This window comes from Allobosea sp. MMO-172 (assembly GCF_037147855.1).
GTDB lineage: Bacteria > Pseudomonadota > Alphaproteobacteria > Rhizobiales > Beijerinckiaceae > Allobosea.
This window is the reverse complement of sequence record NZ_JBBCUM010000001.1, coordinates 1-16,164: the sequence shown is the minus strand read 5'-3', so window position 1 is coordinate 16,164 and position 16,164 is coordinate 1. Positions and strand designations below refer to the sequence as shown.

Genomic DNA, 16,164 nt, shown 5'->3' with positions numbered 1-16,164 from the left:
TTACGCAGCCTGCGCGGTGACGCGGTTGGCGCCGCCGTCGAGCGGCAGGTGGACCATGACGATGGTACCGGCGCCCATCGCCGAGCGCAGGCGCAGCGAGCCGCCATGCATCTCGGTGAGCGAGCGGGCGATGGCGAGGCCGAGCCCCGAGCCCTTGTAGCTGCGCACCAGATCGCCTTCGACCTGCTCGAACGGCCGGCCGACGCGGTCGATCTTCTCCTTGGGGATGCCGATGCCGGTATCCTCGATGAAGATGTTGAGCGCGCCGGGGACATGGCGGGTACGGACCGCGATCCGCCCGCCTTCCGGCGTGAACTTGGCAGCGTTGTCGAGGAGGTTGCCGAGGATCTGGTAGAGCGCGTGCGGGTCGGCTTCGAGATGGGTGTCGAGCGGGCCTTCGATGGCGAGTACGAGCTGCTTGCGCTCCACCTCCGGCTGGACCTTCTGCAGCGCCTGGTCGAGCACGGGCCCCAGCGCGATCTCGGTCTTCTCCAGCCGCATCCGGCCGGATTCGATGCGCGACATGTCGAGGATGTCGTCGATGATGCTCAGGAGGTAGCCGCCGCTGGAGCGGATGTCGCGGACATAATCGGTGTATTTCTCGCCGAGCGGGCCGAACATGCCGTTCTCCATGATCTCGGAGAAGCCGATGATGGCGTTGAGCGGCGTGCGCAGCTCATGGCTCATATTGGCGAGGAATTCGGACTTGGCGCGGTTGGCGCTCTCGGCGGAGGCCTTCTGCTCGAGATAGCGCTCGGCGAGATCGGCGAGCTGCTGGGCCTGGGCTTCGAGCTTCTGGCGGGAAGCCTTGAGGTCGGTGACATGCATCAGGAGCTGGTGCTCGGACTGGGTCAGCCGCTCTTCCTGCTGCTTGAGCTTGGTGATGTCGGTGCCGACCGAGACCGAGCCGCCATCCTTGGTGCGGCGGCCGTTGATCTGCAGCCAGCGGCCGTCCGAAAGGCGGGCCTCGTAGGATGCGCCGGCCGCGCCGCGCTGCACGCGCATCGGCTCGCGGTCGATCTGTGGCTGGGCGGAGCGCTCCATGATCTCGTCATAGGACGCGCCGGATTGCAGGGCCTCGGGCGGGAGCTGGTGGAGCTGCTGGTACTTGGCGTTGCAGAGCACGAGGCGGTTGTCGGCATCCCAGAGCACGAAGGCTTCCGAGATCGCCTCGACGGCGTCGCGCAGGCGGGCATCGGCGGTGGCGGTGCGCTCGGCCATGCGGCGCTGCTCGGAGATGTCGACGACGATGCCGACGAGATGGCGCGAGCGGGTGCGGCGGTCGATCACCAGCTCGGCGCGGGCCTTGAGCCAGATCCATTCGCCGGAAGCGGAGCGGACGCGGAACTCGCGGTCGAGATGGTCGGCCTCGCCGCGGCTGATCGCGTCGGCCAGCGCATAGAGGTCGACATCGTCCTGGTTGATGAAGCTCGAGACCTCGCCGAAGGACATGTACTCGCCGGTGCGGTCATAGCCGAGCAGGGCATACATCGAATCCGACCAGTAGATCCGGCCGCGGGCGAGGTCCCAGTCCCAGAGGCCGCAATGGCCGCGATTGAGGGCGGTGTCGATGCGCTCGCGGACGCAGTCGCAGTCCTGGTCGGCGGCGCTCGCCCGCTTCGACTGGACCATGAAGGCGAGCGTGGTGACGCCGAGCACGAGGCCGGCGGCGCCGAACAGCAGGATCAGGCCGGAACGGCGCAACTGCCAGGTCGAGAGGGCGTGGGAGACCGGCTGGAGCACGGCGACCTGCCCGAGCGGGGCGGCGAGGTTGCGCACGCTGGCGAAGACATCGGCACCGTTCGGCAGGGTGATGCGCATCACCCCGGCGCGGTCGCCGAAGATGGTCAGCGGCTGGGTCGGGCCGAGGAAGTCGACCAACGTGCGTTGCGTCTGGCCGATCGCCGGCTCGCTGGCGATGATGCGGCCATCGGCGCCGCTGACATGGACGATGCGGCCATGGGCAGCGAGATGGCGGGCGGTGAGGGCGGCCAGCACGGCGGCCGGCTCCTTGCCGGCCAGCGTGGCGGCGTCGAGCTCGCGGGCGACCAGCGCCGAGACCAGATCCATGTCGCCGGTCGCGTCGACGAGGGCGTCTTCGCGCATCGCCGAGGTCTGGATCAGCGCGCCGGCGCCGAGGATGATCAGGAACAGCCCGACAAGCGCCGGGATGGCGGTGCGGAAGGTGGGCTCGAAGCTTTCGAAGCGATGATACAACGGGTGCGTCAGCGAGCGCGCTACACCCAGAATCGTATCGGCGCGCACAGGTGCGCAGCCCGCGTTGGCACGCGACATGCCCGGTCCCCCTTCGGAACTTTACCGTCAGTAAGATCGGGAGACGTGCCGCATCCCCGCGAATCACTGTCAGTTGAATCCGGGCGACTCGGTTTGTCTAGCCCTGAGTTGAGTCAGGAGTGTCGAATTCTCCTTTAGGTTGTAATGCTTATGGCGATGAATCTTGCGCGGGTAATGAAACGTTAACGTTTCGGACAGGTCGCCATTAACCATCCCGGAGCGCCTTGTGAGCCCTCATCCTGAGGAGCCGCGAAGCGGCGTCTCGAAGGACGTTCCAGATCGTTCCGGAGCCTCCTGAAGCATCCTTCGAAACGCAGCCTGCGGCTGCTCCTCAGGATGAGGGCTGTCGTTCGTTATCAACCGCTCAGGCGAGCGCTCTTTCGGCGATGTCGGCGACGTCCCGCGACAGGTTCGGCAGCCGCGCGACGGTGCTCAGGGCCTCCTGTGCGAGGCGTTTGCGGCCGGGCTCCAGCATGCGCCAGCTCTTGAACGAGCCGAGCAGGCGCGAGGCGACCTGCGGATTGGTCTTGTCGAGCGCCACGACGATATCGGCGACGAAATCGTAGCCCGCGCCGTCAGCCCGGTTGAACTGGGTCAGGTTTGCCGCGAAGCCGCCGATCAGAGCCCGCACGCGGTTCGGATTGCCGAGCGAGAAGGCAGGGTGCTGCATCAGCTTCTTGACGCGCTCCAGCGTGCCGGGCTCGGCGATCAGCGCCTGAGCCATCAGCCATTTGTCGAGCACGAGCGGCTCGCTCGCATAGGTTTCGGCGAAGCGCGCGATCAGGGCCTCGCGGCGCTCGCCCGGGATCAGCGTCATCGCAGCCAGCGCGGCGAGGCGATCGGTCAGGTTGTCGCCGGCTGCGAACTGCTCCTCGCAGAGATCGGCGGCGTCATGCGGCGCGGCAAGCGCCGCGAGCCCGAGCAATTCGTTGCGCAGCGCCCGTCGTCCGGCCGAGGCCGCATCGGGGCGATAGGTGCCGCTCGCTGCCAAAGCCCCGCGCAGGCCCGGTAGATCGCCAAGCAGGGCCGCGCCGATCGCGCCCGACAGTTTGCGGTGGGCGGCGAAGATCGCATCGGGATCGACGTCCCGGCCGATCTCGCGGGCGATGTCGGCTGGAGCGGGCAGGCGCAGCACCTGCGCGGCGAAGGCCGGGTCGGCAAGGGCATCGCTCTTGAGGAAGACTTGCAGAGCCTCGCCGAGCTTGCCGGCGGTCACGGTCAGCGCTCCGGCATCGGCGCCGGGCTTGCCGGCGGCCACGAGCACGCGGGTGGCGACGCTCTGGAGCGACTGCCAGCGATTGAAGGAATCGCTATCGGCCGAGAACAGCCGCAGCAGGTCGGCATCCGAAAGATCGAGATCGAGCCGCGCCGGGGCGGAGAAGCCGCGCATCAGCGAGGGGATCGGCGCTTCCGCGACATCCTCGAAGGTCACGGACAGCGAGGGCTGGTCGAGCACGACGAGCCCCTCGCCGGCATAGGCGTTCGAAGCCGTCTTCAGCGGCAGGTCGCCCTTCGCGCCGACGAGGCCGAGCTTGATCGGCAGGACGACGGGCTGCTTTTCGGACTGGCCGGGCGTCGGCGGCGTGCTCTGCGCCAGGTCGAGCGTGTAGCGTTTCGCCGCGGCGTCGTAGTGGCCGGATGCGACGATGGTCGGCGTGCCCGCCTGCTCGTACCACCTCGCGAAATGGTCGAGGTTCTGCCCGGAGGTCTCAGTGAAGCAGGCGAGGAACTCCTCGATCGTCGCGGCCGTCCCGTCGCAGCGCTCGAAATAGAGGTCCATGCCGCGCTTGAAGGCGTCGTCGCCGATCAGAACCTTGAGCATGCGGATGACCTCTGCGCCCTTCTCGTAGACCGTCGGCGTGTAGAAGTTGTTGATTTCCTTGTAGGCGCGCGGCCGCACCGGATGGGCGAGGGGGCCGGCATCCTCCGAGAATTGCGTCGAGCGCAGGGTGCGGACATCGGCGATGCGCTTCACCGGGCGCGAGCGTTCGTCGGCGGAGAATTCCTGGTCGCGGAAGACGGTGAGGCCTTCCTTCAGGCAGAGCTGGAACCAGTCACGGCAGGTGATGCGGTTGCCGGTCCAGTTATGGAAATACTCATGCGCGATGATCGCCTCGATCGAGGCGTAGTCACCATCGGTCGCCGTCTGCGGATCGGCGAGGACGTATTTGTCGTTGAAGATGTTGAGGCCCTTGTTCTCCATCGCCCCCATGTTGAAATCGGACACGGCGACAACGTTGAACACGTCGAGATCGTAGTTGCGGCCGAAGACCTGCTCGTCCCAGCGCATGCAGCGCACCAGTGAATCCAGCGCCCAGCCGGCGCGCTCCGCCTTGCCCGGCTCGACATAGACGGCGAGCTCGACCTTGTGGCCGTCGGCGGTGACGTAATCCTGCCGGACATGGTCGAGCGCCCCGCCGACCAGCGCGAAGAGATAGGCGGGCTTGGGGTGCGGATCGTGCCAGACGGCGAAATGCCGGTCGCCGCCGGGCAGTTCGGCTGCCGCGACGAGGTTGCCGTTGGAGAGCAAGACAGGTGCCTCGGCCTTCGCCGCTTCGAGCCTGACCGTGTAGACGCTCATCACGTCCGGCCGGTCGAGGAAATAGGTGATGCGGCGGAAGCCGTCGGCCTCGCACTGCGTGCAATAGACCTTCGACGAGCGATAGAGCCCCATCAGCTTGGTATTGGCGGAGGGGTCGAGCTCGGTCTCGATCGTCAGCGTGAAGTCATGCGGCGGCGGGTTCGGGATCGTCAGCGCCTGCGGCGTCGCCATATAGGCGCTGGCGTCGAGCAGTTTGCCGTCGATGGCCAGCGACTTCAGCACGAGTTCGTCGCCGTCGAGCTTCAGCGGCGCGCCGGATTGCCCATCCGGGTTGGGTCTGAGCGCCAGCAGGGCGCGTACCCGCGTCTTCTGCGGATGCAAGCCGACGTCGAGATCGACCGTGTCGATCAGCCAGTCGCTGGGGCGGTAATCCTCGAGGCGGATCAGCGGGGCGTCGTCGGTACGCATGGAATCCCTGATGGCGAAGGTCAGGGTTGCGTGTGTAGCCTTTGCCGGACGAGGCCGGAAGCCTCGCTTGCGCGTCCGGTCAGTTTGCTCCTGCCGGAACCGCCGGCTCCGCATGGCTCACCAGCCGGCAGACCTGCGGCCGGGCGAGGCGCACCGCGCGCTCGATCGCATCGACGGCATGATGCACGGCGGCGACGTCCAGCGTCGGATCGACGCGGCAATGGTAGTTGACCACCAGCCCCTTGGCCGTCTGGCGCACGCGCACGCTGTGGATGTCGTGGATCGGGCCGGCGACCTTCGCGGCCTCGCCCGCGAGCGCCTTGCCGATATCCTCGACCGTTTCCCAGGCGGCGTTATGGCCGGAGGGCTGGCCGGTCTCCATCGGCTCGATATGGGTCTCGACCTCGGTCTCGCCGCCGAACTCGGCCCGGATCGCGCTTTCCAGCCGGGTGGCGATCTCGTGCGCCTCGCCGAGCGGCAGGCTCTGGTCGACTTCCATGTCGAGGCTGACCGAGAGCTTGTCGCCGATCGAATGGACGGTGACGTGGTGCACCGGGATCTTGAGCTTGAGCGCGATCAGCAGCACGCGCTCCAGCGCGGTCTCGTCATCGACCTGCACGGGATCGGCCGTGATCGTGATCTCGGCGCCGGGCTCGGCTTTCAGAAGCGCCTCGCCGAGCTGGGCCTTGATCGCGACGACGCGGTCGAGCGGCAGGGTGCGCGAGACGCTGATGCCGATCTCGCCATGGACGCGCCCTCCGGCCGGGCGCACCCTGAGCCAGTTGACGCCGACCACGCCGGGCGCGCCGCGCGCGACCTCGCGCAGCTTGTCGCTGACGCCCTCGGGCGCCGTGTCCATCAGCGTGTCCAGCACGCGCCGGGCAAGGCGATAGGCCGAGAAAGCGGTATAGGCGGCGATCGCGAAGGCGGCGGCGGTGTCGGCGCGCTCGAAGCCGTACCAGACGCCGATGAGGCCGACGAGTACCAGCCCGGAGCCGACGAAATCAGCCGAGAAATGCGTGGCTTCGCCGGCCAGCGCCTCGCTGCCGGTCTCCCGGGCGACCTTGGTCAGCGAACGCCAGCGGATCGCGTCGACGATCATCGAGAGTACGAGCACGCCGATGACGAGCGGCGTCACCTGGACGTGCTCGATGACATTGGTCCAGAGCCGGTTGCCGGCCTCCCAGAGGATCGCGCCGGCGAGCGTGAACAGGATCGCGGTCTCGACCAGCGCAGCCAGCGCCTCGACCTTGCCATGGCCGTAGTGATGTTCGTCGTCGGCCGGCTTGTCGGAGGCGCGGACGGCGAACCAGGTGAACAGCGTCGAGCCGACATCGACCAGCCCCTGCAGGGCGTCGGTGAGCAGGGCGAGCGAGCCGGAGATGATGGCGCCGACGATCTTCGCCGCGGTGAGGAGGATCGTCGCCATCACCGAGATGATCGCGGCGCGCTGCTTGATCTGCGCGATCTGGGCGGGCGTGGCGCGCACGGCCGGTGCCGTCGCCGGCCCGTCTTGCGTTGTCGTCATGGCGCGTCCTGTTCAGATGGCTTGGCGAGTTTGTCTGGAGCGCCGATGCTCTTGCCTGATTTAGGAAACGGATCAACCCTGCCGCCCCTCAACGAGGAAACATGATGCGTTATCTCCACACCATGGTGCGCGTGACCGACCTGGATCAGGCGCTCGATTTCTACGTCAACAAGTTCGGGCTGGTCGAAACCCGCCGCATCGAGAACGAGAAGGGCCGTTTCACGCTGGTCTTCCTCGCGGCTTCCGACGATCTGGCGGAGGCCAAGGCCGGCGCCTCGCGCGGCCGCCCGACGTTGGAGCTGACCTATAACTGGGACCCGGAGAACTACACCGGCGGGCGCAACTTCGGCCATCTCGCCTATGAGGTCGATGACATCTACGCGACCTGCGACAAGCTGATGAAGGCCGGCGTCACCATCAACCGCCCGCCGCGCGACGGCAACATGGCCTTCATCCGCTCGCCCGACAACATCTCGATCGAACTGCTCCAGAAGGGCGAGCCGAAGGCCCCGGCCGAGCCGTGGGCGAGCATGCAGAACACCGGGAGCTGGTGAGCTCCGCGTTTGTCCAGTGATAGCCTCCATGATATCATTGGATGATATCATGGAGGCTGCGATGGGCATTCTCGTCCGCGATCCGAAGATCGATCGCATGGTCCGCGAGCTTGCGGAGCGGGACGGCATCAGCTTGCAGGCAGCGATCGGCATGGCCGTCGAGCGCGAGTTGAAGCGCCGCGAGGAGCGGCGCCGGCAGGTCGACGAGGCCTTCAGACGCGTCCGCGAGCGCTTTGCCGATCATCCGGTCGTGGACGACGGAATGACGCATAAGGAATTCTTCGATCGTGAGTCTGGCGAACTCTGAATGTTTCTCGATGCTTCGGTATTGGTCGCGGTGCTTGCTGGTGAGATAGAAGCTGAGGCGATCCACTCAGCCATCCTCGAAAGCGAGAGGCTGGCGACGTCACCGCTAGCGGTGTTCGAAGCGTCGTCCCGCATCGCACGGCTACGCAAGATCGGCTTCGATGAAGCCTATGATGCGGCAATGGATTTTCTGACATCGCTTCAAGTCGAAATACGGCCCATCGATACAGAAACGGGTCGCTTGGCCAGCCTGTGTGCTGCTCGATATCATTATCTCTCCGGCCACTCTGCCCGCCTCAACATGGGCGACTGTTTCGCCTATGCTTCCGCCCGCAGTGCCGGCCTGAAGCTCGCCTACAAGGGCGATGATTTCGTCCATACGGATATCGAAGGGCAGCGCTTTGGCTCGTGAACCTGCCAGTGCCGGCGTCTTCTGCCTGGGCATCGCGACGCTGGACTATGTCTACAGCGTCGAGACCATGCCGACGCGCGGCGAGAAATACCGCTCGCGCGGGCTCGCCGTCGTCGGTGGCGGTTGCGCCGGCAATGCCTCGGCCGCGATCGCGCGCCTCGGCGGCGCCTGCTGGCTGGCGACGCGCCTCGCCGATGACCTGACCGGCGACCAGATCGTCGCCGATCTCGAATCGGAAGGTGTCGATGCCGGCTTCGCCCGTCGCGTCGCCGGGCTGCGCTCGCCCGTTTCGGCGATTCTGGTCGATGCCGAAGGCGAGCGCATGGTGATCTCCTATTCCGATCCGGCCATGCCGGAGGATGTCGCCTGGCTGCCGGCCGCGCTTCCAGCGGGCGCTGGCGCCGTGCTTGCCGATACGCGCTGGGGAGAGGGGGCGCTCGCTGCTCTCAAGCTCGCCCGCGCCGCCGGCGTGCCCGGCGTGCTCGACGGCGACCGCAAGCCGCCGCATCCCGATCTCGTCGATACGGCGAGCCATGTTGCCTTCAGCCAGCAGGCCCTGCGCGAGATTTCCGGCGAGGAGGATCCGCGCATCGGCCTCGCCAAGATTGCGTCCGGGGTCCCGACCTGGCTCGCGGTCACGCTCGGCAAGGAGGGCGTGCTCTTCGTCGAGGGCGGCGAGGTCAGGCACAGCCCGGCCTTCGTCGTCGAGACGGTCGATACGCTGGGCGCCGGCGATGTCTGGCATGGCGCCTTCGCGCTGGCCCTGGCCGAAGGGCAGACCGAGCCGGCCGCGATCCGCTTCGCCTCGGCGGCGGCCGCGATCAAATGCACCCGCTTCGGCGGCCGCAGCGGCGCGCCGCAGCGCGACGAAGTCGAGCGCTTCCTCGCGCAGGCCGGCGGCTAGCGGGTCGATCGCTATCTAACCTCTGTCTTTCGAGCGTCGCGCAGTCGTCACGCGCGTCGGGCATCTGACCCGGCGCGCGCTGCCGCGCTCAGGAGAGAGCATCATGCTGGCGATCCAGGGTCTGAAATGCATCTATGACACCACGGGCAAGGGTTGGGCGATCGAGCTCGTCCTGCGGGCCGATGGCGAGGAGGCCGTGCGCCGCTTCGATGTCGAGGGGGCCGAGGACGCCGAATTGCTGATCGAGGCCTTCGAGGATGCGTCTGCCAGCGCCTTCGATCCGGAGACCGGCGAGATCGTCTTCGGCTACGAATATCTCGACCTCGACGAAGAGGACGAGGAAGACGACGAGGATGAGGGCGACGAGGCCGACGAATCCGAAGAGGATGACGAGGATTCGGACGAAGCCGACAAGGACGAGAAGCCGAAAGGCTGAGGCCTAGCCCGAACGGGCCGTGTGCGGCCCCGTGACGACCATGAGCCCGGAGAGGCAGCCGCCTCGCCGGGCGATCTCGTTTCGGAAGGCTGCCATCGGCCGGGCTTTTTCGGGTGCTGGTATCGGCCCGGGGATCAGGTGCAATCTGCGCAAGGCTAAAGACGCAATGACGGGCAGGGAATGACACAGGAACAGGATGATGATCGGGTTGCGGAGGCGCCGTCGGCCGCTCTCGCGACCCTGGCCGGTCCGGCGAGCCTCGCCGGCGCGGCCAGCAAGAAGCGCGGAATCTGCGCCATCAGCGGGCAGGAGCTGGCGCGCAAGAACCTGATCGAGATCGGCACGCTGCGCCCGGCGCTCGCCGACCATATCCGCAACGATTTCCCCGATCTGCCCGACCACGCGCTGATCAGCCTGAAGGAACTCGCGCGCTACCGCACACGCTATGTCGAGGAAATCCTGCGCGAGGAGCACGGCGAATACTCGGACCTCGACCGCGAGGTCGCCGAAAGCATCGCCCGGCAGGAGACCATCGCCGAGAACACCGAGGACGATTTCGAGGAGCATCGCACGCTCGGCGAGCGCTTTTCGGACAATCTCGCGAGCTTCGGCGGCTCCTGGGCGTTCCTGATCAGCTTCGGCCTCGTGCTGGTCGTCTGGATGGGGATCAACGGCCTGATGGGCGAGGTCAAGGCCTTCGACCCCTATCCCTTCATCCTGCTGAACCTCGTGCTGTCCTGCATCGCGGCGGTGCAGGCGCCGATCATCATGATGAGCCAGAAGCGGCAGGAATCGAAGGATCGCCTGCGCTCGCTCAACGACTATCAGGTCAACCTGAAGGCCGAGCTCGAAATCCGGCATCTGCACGAGAAGATGGACCATCTCGTCACCCGGCAATGGCAGCGTCTGGCCGAGATCCAGCAGGTCCAGCTCGAGATGCTGCAGGAGGCGCAGTTGCCGAAGGTGCGGGCGAAGCGGCGCAAGAAGCCCGTCGCCAAGAAGAAACGCGCGAAGCCGGCCGAGGCGGTGGCAGCTCCCGTGCCCGACAAGCCGGAGGGCGAGGCCTAGCCGCCCTTCGCTTGACTCCCAATCCTCCCACCGGTCTTTTCGTCGGCAAACGAATCCGATCGGGAGGATGATGATGGTTTCTTCGCGCTTTGCGCCGGTTGGCGCGCTCTTCGTCGGCCTGGCTTTCACGGCCCCGGCCTTCGCTCAGGGCCAGGTCACGGTCTATTGCTCGATCCTCGAGGAGCAGTGCCGCGAGGGCGCGGCGATGTTCGAGAAGGCGACCGGCATCAAGGTCTCGATGGTCCGCAAGAGCACCGGCGAGGTCTATGCGCAGGTCAAGGCCGAGGCGAGCAACCCGCGCGGTGACGTCTGGTGGGGTGGGCCGGGCGAGCCGCATCTCCAGGCGGCCGACGAAGGCCTGCTCGATGAGTACAAATCGCCGAAGCTGCCGGAATTGCACGATTGGGCGCAGCGCCATGCCGAGCAGTCGAAATTCCGCACCAACGGCATCTATCTCGGCGCGCTCGGAGTCGGCTACAACACCGAAGTCCTGAAGAAGAAGGGCATCGCCGCGCCGAAATGCTGGGCCGACCTGCTCGACCCCAAGCTGCGCGACGAGGTCCAGATCGCCGATCCCAGTTCCTCGGGCACGGCCTATGTCTTCCTGGCGACCACGGTGCAGCGCCTCGGCGAGGAGAAGGGCTTCGAGTATCTCAAGAGCCTGCACAAGAACATCAGCCAGTACACCAAGTCCGGCATCGCCCCGGTCAAGGCCGCGGCGCTCGGCGAGACGGCGGTCGGCATCGCCTTCATCCACGACATGCTGACGCAGAAGCTGCAGGGTGCGCCGATCGAGACCTTCGCCCCCTGCGAGGGCACCGGCTACGAGACCGGCTCGGTCTCGATCATCAAGGGCGGCAAGAACCCTGAAGCCGCGCGCAAGTTCGTCGATTTCACGCTTTCGCCCGATGCCCAGAACATCAATGCGAAGCTGAAGATCAACTCGATCCCGTCGAACAAGAATTCGCTGCTTTCGCCGGATGCGCCGAAATTCGCCGAGATGAAGCTGATCGACTACGACACCCCGCGCTGGGGTTCGCCGGCCGAGCGCTCGCGCCTGCTCAAGAAGTTCGACACCGAGGTCAAGGCGCTGCCGCGCTGAGGCCCCTGTGACATCCAGGCTTGGTAGCGCGGCCGCCGGTTTGTGCTACTAAGCTGCGATCCGGGCTCGGGCGCGTGGTGCCTGAGCCTCAAGCCATGGGATCGCCGCCGATGCTTCGCGCCACCTCCGTTCTCCGCAAGGCCGCCGTCAAGGCCGAGCGCGTCGTCGATACGCTGCCGCTGGGCCACCGCGATCGCGCGATCAACGGCGTGAGCGTTCGCGCCGCGGGCGGGCTGGAATTCGCGATCTCGCTCGACAAGGCGGCGGTGCTGAACGATGGCGATGCCCTGAAGCTCGAAGACGGCACGCTGGTCCAGATCAAGGCCGCGCCGGAAAGCCTGCTGGAAATCCGCGCCGAGAACCCGCTGCGGCTGGTGCGCCTCGCCTGGCATCTCGGCGGCCATCATGTCCCGGCCGAGATGACGGCTGAGGCTCTCTACATTCCGAATGATGCAGCCCTTGGCGAGTTGGTGCGCGGGCAGGGCTGCTCGATGACGGTGGTCGAGCGCCCGTTCCAGCCGGAGGCGGAAGTCCATCACCACGCCCATGGCGACGATTGCGGCTGCGGGCACGATCATCACGACCATGGTCATGACCATCACGGTCATCATGGCCATGACCACGGCCATCATCATGATCACCACGGCCATGATCACGCGCATGGCCACAAGCACGAGCACGGTCACAAGCATGCCCATGGCGAGGGCTGTGGTTGCGGCCACGATCACGACCATCACGGTCATGGTCACCACGACCATGGCCACGGCCATGGCGCCGCGCATGGCCACAAGGGCCACTCCCACGATCATTGAGGCAGAGAGCGCTACAGAGCGGTTGCAAAGGCGGGCCTAAGGCCCGCCTTTTTACGTCTCAGGCCGCGTAGCCCTTGACCTGCGCCAGCGCGGTCATCACGCCACGCAACTCCGCGAGTCCACGCAGGCGCCCGACGGCCGGGTAGCCGGGGAAGCTGCCCTTGCCGACATCGTCGAGCAGTTCGTGGCCGTGGTCCGGCCGCATCGGGATCTGCCAATGCGGATGGCCAGCGGCCTTGCGGCGCTGCTCCTCGGCCATCAGCGCATCGACCAGCGCGACCATGTCGGTATCGCCGCCGAGATGCTCGGCCTCCATGAACGAGCCGTCCGGGTCCTTGGCGACGTTGCGCAGATGCGCGAACCAGATCTTGTCGGCGAAGCGCCGGGCGATGCCGGGCACGTCGTTCTTCGGATTGGCGCCGAGCGAGCCCGAGCACAGCGTCAGGCCGTTCGCGGGGGATTCGACCGAGCCGAGGATGTAGGCGATGTCGTCCTCGGTCGAGCAGATGCGCGGCAGGCCGAACAGCGAGCGCGGCGGGTCGTCCGGATGGATGCACATGCGGATGCCGACTTCTTCGGCGGTCGGGATGATCGCCTCCAGGAAGCGCTTCAGGTTGGCGCGCAGCTTGTCATGGGTCATGCCGGCATAGCGCTCGAGGATGCGGGCGAGGCCGGGCAGGTCGTAGCGGTCGAAGGCGCCGGGCAGGCCGGCCATGACGCTGGAGAGCAGGCGGTCGCGATCGGCCTGCGAGGACTTCTCGAACCAGGCCCTGGCCTTGTCCATCACCTCGGCGGAATGGCCCTCGTCGGCGCCCTTGCGCTTCAGCATGAAATGGTCGAGCGCGACATATTCGTGCAGGTTGAAGCGTAGCGCGGTGCCGCCGCCGGGCAGCTTGTGGGCGAGTTCGGTGCGGGTCCAGTCCAGCACCGGCATGAAATTGTAGCAGATCACCTCAAGGCCGCACGCGGCGAGGTTGCGCATCGACTGGCGGTAGTTCTCGAAGACGGTTTCAAGGTCGCCTTCGCCGATCTTGACGCTCTCGTGGATCGGCAGGCTCTCGACCACCTTCCATTCGAGGCCGAGGCTCTTGTCGGCGCGGACGATGGCCTGGCGCTTCTCGATCTCCTCGACGCTCCAGACGACGCCGTAGGGGATCTGGTGCAGCGAGTTGACGATGCCGGTCGCGCCGGCCTGCCGGGCCTGCGCCAGAGTCACGACATCGTCCGGCCCGAACCAGCGCCAGCATTGTTCCATGGTCTTGTTATCCTTGTGAGAAATGTCGCTGCGCGGAGAACGGGCGTCAGGTGGATTCGGGAACGAGGCGGGAATCGTCGAAGGCGTCCGCATGGTCCTTCGCGATCGTGTCGATCGTCGCGAAGACGGTGCGCAGATGCGCGCGCATCGCGGCCTCCGCGCCTTTGGCGTCATGCTTCATGATGCAGGCGGCGATGATCCTGTGCTCGTTCAGGATCACCTCGGACCAAGACGGCGTCTCCAGCGAGAGACAGCGCACCCGGTCCATCTGGGCCTTCACGCCCTCGATCATGCTCCAGACGGCGCGGTGGCCGGCGATGCGCGAGATCTCGGCATGGAACACCTCGTCGAGGCGGAAGATCTCGGAGCGCTCTCCGCGCCTGACGGCCTCCGCCTGTTCCTCGATCTGGGCGGCGAGCCGGCGGCAATCGGCATCGCCGATGCGCTGGGCGGCCAGCACCACGGTGCGGCATTCCAGCGTCTCGCGCACGAACTGGCTGTCATGGACGGCTGCGAGGTCGATCGGCGCGACGAAGGTGCCGACCTGCGGCACGGCGACGAGGAAGCCCTCGTCGACCAGCCGCTTGAACGCCTCGCGCACAGGTGTGCGGCTGACGCCGAAGCGCAGAGCCATCCGCGCTTCCGACATCGATTCGCGCGGTTTCAGCGCGCCGCTGATCACATCGCTGCGCAGGACGCTGTAGATCTGGTCCGTGCTGTGACGGGTTGCAGGGTGGGCCATTGCCAAGCTCTCGACGACTAGTATACTAGGATACTGATCAACCGGGGGCTGCGTCAACTTGGCAGGTTCCCGGTGCGAGGGGCAGGGGCCGGATCGGGGCGGTCGGGCCTGCGCATCATAATAAAGCTCGTAAGCGGGCATCCACATCTGGAGGAGAAATCATGGCTCACGACAGCATCAATCGGCGTCATTTCATCGGTGGCGTTGCCGGTCTCGGCGTCGCTGCGCATGCGCCCGGCGTCTTCGCGCAGCAGCTCAAGCTGCCGGCCTCGCCGTTGACGATCAGCATCATCGATGTCGGCGGGGCGCTCGCCCTCGTCCAGACGCCGCTGGAGAATTATCCGAAGGCCAATCCCAAGGCCGTCTCGCGCATGGTCTTCACCAAGGCCCCGGCGCCGGAATTGCCGGCGAAGATCAAGGCCCAGCAGAATGCCGGCCGCCTCGACATCGACATGGTCATCGGCGGTCTCGACGTGCTTTCGGCCGGCATCGACCAGAAGCTCTGGGTCGACCTGCTGCCGCGCCTGCAGGCCGAACTGCCGAAGCCGGAGGACATCTACCTCAAGCCGGCGCTCGCCATGCATAATCTCGGGCAGGGCCAGGCCATGGCGATGGTCTATTACCCTTCCGGTCCGCTGCTCGAATACATGCCGGACCGCGTCAAGCAGGTGCCGACCACGGCGGAAGAGCTGCTGGCCTGGACCAAGCAGAACAAGAACCGCTTCTTCTACGGCCGCCCGGCCAATTCCGGCCCCGGCCGCACCTGGATCATGGGCCTGCCCTATCTCCTCGGCGACAAGGACCCGAAGGATCCGGAGAAGGGTTGGGACAAGACCTGGGCCTATCTCAAGGAGCTCGGCGAGAACATCGAGTACTATCCGGGCGGCACCGGCCAGACGATGAAGGAGCTCGGCGACGGCTCGCGCGACATCATCGTCTCGACCACCGGCTGGGACATCAACCCGCGCGTGCTCGGCATCGTGCCGAAGGAAGCCAAGATCCAGGCGCTCAAGGGCTTCCACTGGGTCACCGACGCCCAGTACATGATGATCCCGAAGGGCGTCTCGGACGAGAAGCTCAACGTGCTGCTCGACCTGATCCGCCACATGCTGACGCCCGCTCAGCAGGCCTTCACCTATGACGAGGGCTACTTCTATCCGGGCCCGGCGGTGAAGGACGTGCCGCTCTCGATGGCCCCGGCCTCCAGCCAGAAGGCGATCGCCGAGTTCGGCCGGCCCGAATACGAGAAGCTGATCGCCGACAACCCGATGGAAACTCCGCTCAACCCCGACAAGATGGTGATCGCCTTCCGCATCTGGGACGAGCAGGTCGGCGGCGCGAAGAAGAAGTAACTGCGATTGCAGCGGCGGGCCTTGGCTTGGTCCGAGGCCCGCCGCCTGCTGTTCAGATCCCGTTTCTCAGTTTCATCCGGAAGCCATGACCATTAACGCAGCCTCGTTCCGCGAGCTTCGGCTCGACCGTCTGAGCCGTGACTTCGGCACCCATAACGCGCTCAAGGACGTCTCGCTGACGATCGGCAAGGGCGAGTTCATCGCGCTGCTGGGCCCTTCGGGTTGTGGCAAGTCGACGACGCTGAACCTGATCGCGGGCCTGCTGCCTGCGACCGGCGGCGGCATCTGGCTCGACGACAAGCGCATCGACCCGCTGCGTCCGGAAGAGCGCGGCTTCGGCATGGTCTTCCAGAGCTATGCGCTCTTCCCGCATATGAGCGTGAACAAG

General features: G+C 66.4%; 15 protein-coding genes. 10 read left to right on the top strand and 5 right to left on the bottom strand.

Annotated features, from left to right (window positions below; translation table 11 throughout):
• The 3 genes from WFK61_RS00075 to WFK61_RS00065 all read right to left on the bottom strand — a co-directional run bounded on the left by WFK61_RS00075 (position 1) and on the right by WFK61_RS00065 (position 6,833).
• Positions 1–2,295, bottom strand: coding sequence for a PAS domain-containing sensor histidine kinase (locus tag WFK61_RS00075; RefSeq protein WP_336809416.1), 2,295 nt, complete (start codon positions 2,293–2,295; stop codon positions 1–3).
• Positions 2,296–2,659: 364 nt separating this feature from the next.
• Entirely contained in the window at positions 2,660–5,305 is a 2,646-nt protein-coding gene (pepN, locus tag WFK61_RS00070) for an aminopeptidase N (RefSeq protein WP_336809414.1), read from the bottom strand.
• Between the two features lie 79 nt (positions 5,306–5,384).
• Complete coding sequence (locus WFK61_RS00065; RefSeq protein WP_336809413.1) at positions 5,385–6,833, bottom strand: cation diffusion facilitator family transporter; 1,449 nt, start codon at positions 6,831–6,833, stop codon at positions 5,385–5,387.
• A 104-nt stretch (positions 6,834–6,937) separates the two neighbouring features.
• Between WFK61_RS00065 and WFK61_RS00060 the strand changes: the two genes are divergently transcribed.
• The 8 genes from WFK61_RS00060 (at position 6,938) to WFK61_RS00025 (ending at position 12,427) form a co-directional block, all read left to right on the top strand.
• Positions 6,938–7,387: a VOC family protein gene (locus tag WFK61_RS00060; RefSeq protein WP_336810078.1), complete on the top strand. Its 450-nt coding sequence runs from the start codon at positions 6,938–6,940 to the stop codon at positions 7,385–7,387.
• A gap of 49 nt (positions 7,388–7,436) precedes the next feature.
• Positions 7,437–7,694: a type II toxin-antitoxin system VapB family antitoxin gene (locus WFK61_RS00055; RefSeq protein WP_336809412.1), complete on the top strand. Its 258-nt coding sequence runs from the start codon at positions 7,437–7,439 to the stop codon at positions 7,692–7,694.
• Entirely contained in the window at positions 7,695–8,105 is a 411-nt protein-coding gene (locus tag WFK61_RS00050) for a type II toxin-antitoxin system VapC family toxin (protein ID WP_336809410.1), read from the top strand.
• Positions 8,095–9,009, top strand: a complete 915-nt coding sequence (locus WFK61_RS00045; protein WP_336809408.1) for a PfkB family carbohydrate kinase — start codon at positions 8,095–8,097, stop codon at positions 9,007–9,009. Before WFK61_RS00050 ends, WFK61_RS00045 begins: the two co-directional genes overlap by 11 nt.
• 103 nt (positions 9,010–9,112) lie before the next feature.
• Positions 9,113–9,445: a hypothetical protein gene (locus WFK61_RS00040; RefSeq protein WP_336809406.1), complete on the top strand. Its 333-nt coding sequence runs from the start codon at positions 9,113–9,115 to the stop codon at positions 9,443–9,445.
• 180 nt (positions 9,446–9,625) lie between these two features.
• Positions 9,626–10,513 carry a DUF1003 domain-containing protein gene (locus WFK61_RS00035; protein ID WP_336809404.1) on the top strand — a complete coding sequence of 296 codons (888 nt, stop codon included), beginning with the start codon at positions 9,626–9,628 and terminating at the stop codon, positions 10,511–10,513.
• Positions 10,514–10,586: 73 nt separating this feature from the next.
• The gene (locus WFK61_RS00030; RefSeq protein WP_442896247.1) at positions 10,587–11,615 is read left to right on the top strand and encodes an ABC transporter substrate-binding protein; all 1,029 of its coding nucleotides are present in this window, start codon (positions 10,587–10,589) and stop codon (positions 11,613–11,615) included.
• A gap of 110 nt (positions 11,616–11,725) precedes the next feature.
• Positions 11,726–12,427, top strand: a complete 702-nt coding sequence (locus WFK61_RS00025) for an urease accessory protein UreE (RefSeq protein ID WP_336809400.1) — start codon at positions 11,726–11,728, stop codon at positions 12,425–12,427.
• Positions 12,428–12,485: 58 nt separating this feature from the next.
• Here WFK61_RS00025 and uxuA read toward each other — a convergent pair whose 3' ends face one another.
• Positions 12,486–13,682: a mannonate dehydratase gene (gene uxuA, locus WFK61_RS00020; protein ID WP_336809399.1), complete on the bottom strand. Its 1,197-nt coding sequence runs from the start codon at positions 13,680–13,682 to the stop codon at positions 12,486–12,488.
• Between the two features lie 46 nt (positions 13,683–13,728).
• Positions 13,729–14,424, bottom strand: a complete 696-nt coding sequence (locus WFK61_RS00015) for a GntR family transcriptional regulator (RefSeq protein WP_336809397.1) — start codon at positions 14,422–14,424, stop codon at positions 13,729–13,731.
• 161 nt (positions 14,425–14,585) lie between these two features.
• Here WFK61_RS00015 and WFK61_RS00010 point away from each other — a divergent pair, with 161 nt between their 5' ends.
• The gene (locus WFK61_RS00010) at positions 14,586–15,776 is read left to right on the top strand and encodes an extracellular solute-binding protein (RefSeq protein ID WP_336809395.1); all 1,191 of its coding nucleotides are present in this window, start codon (positions 14,586–14,588) and stop codon (positions 15,774–15,776) included.
• Between the two features lie 91 nt (positions 15,777–15,867).
• Positions 15,868–16,164 (top strand): ATP-binding cassette domain-containing protein (locus WFK61_RS00005; protein WP_336810077.1); only part of this gene is annotated, 297 nt, incomplete at its 3' end.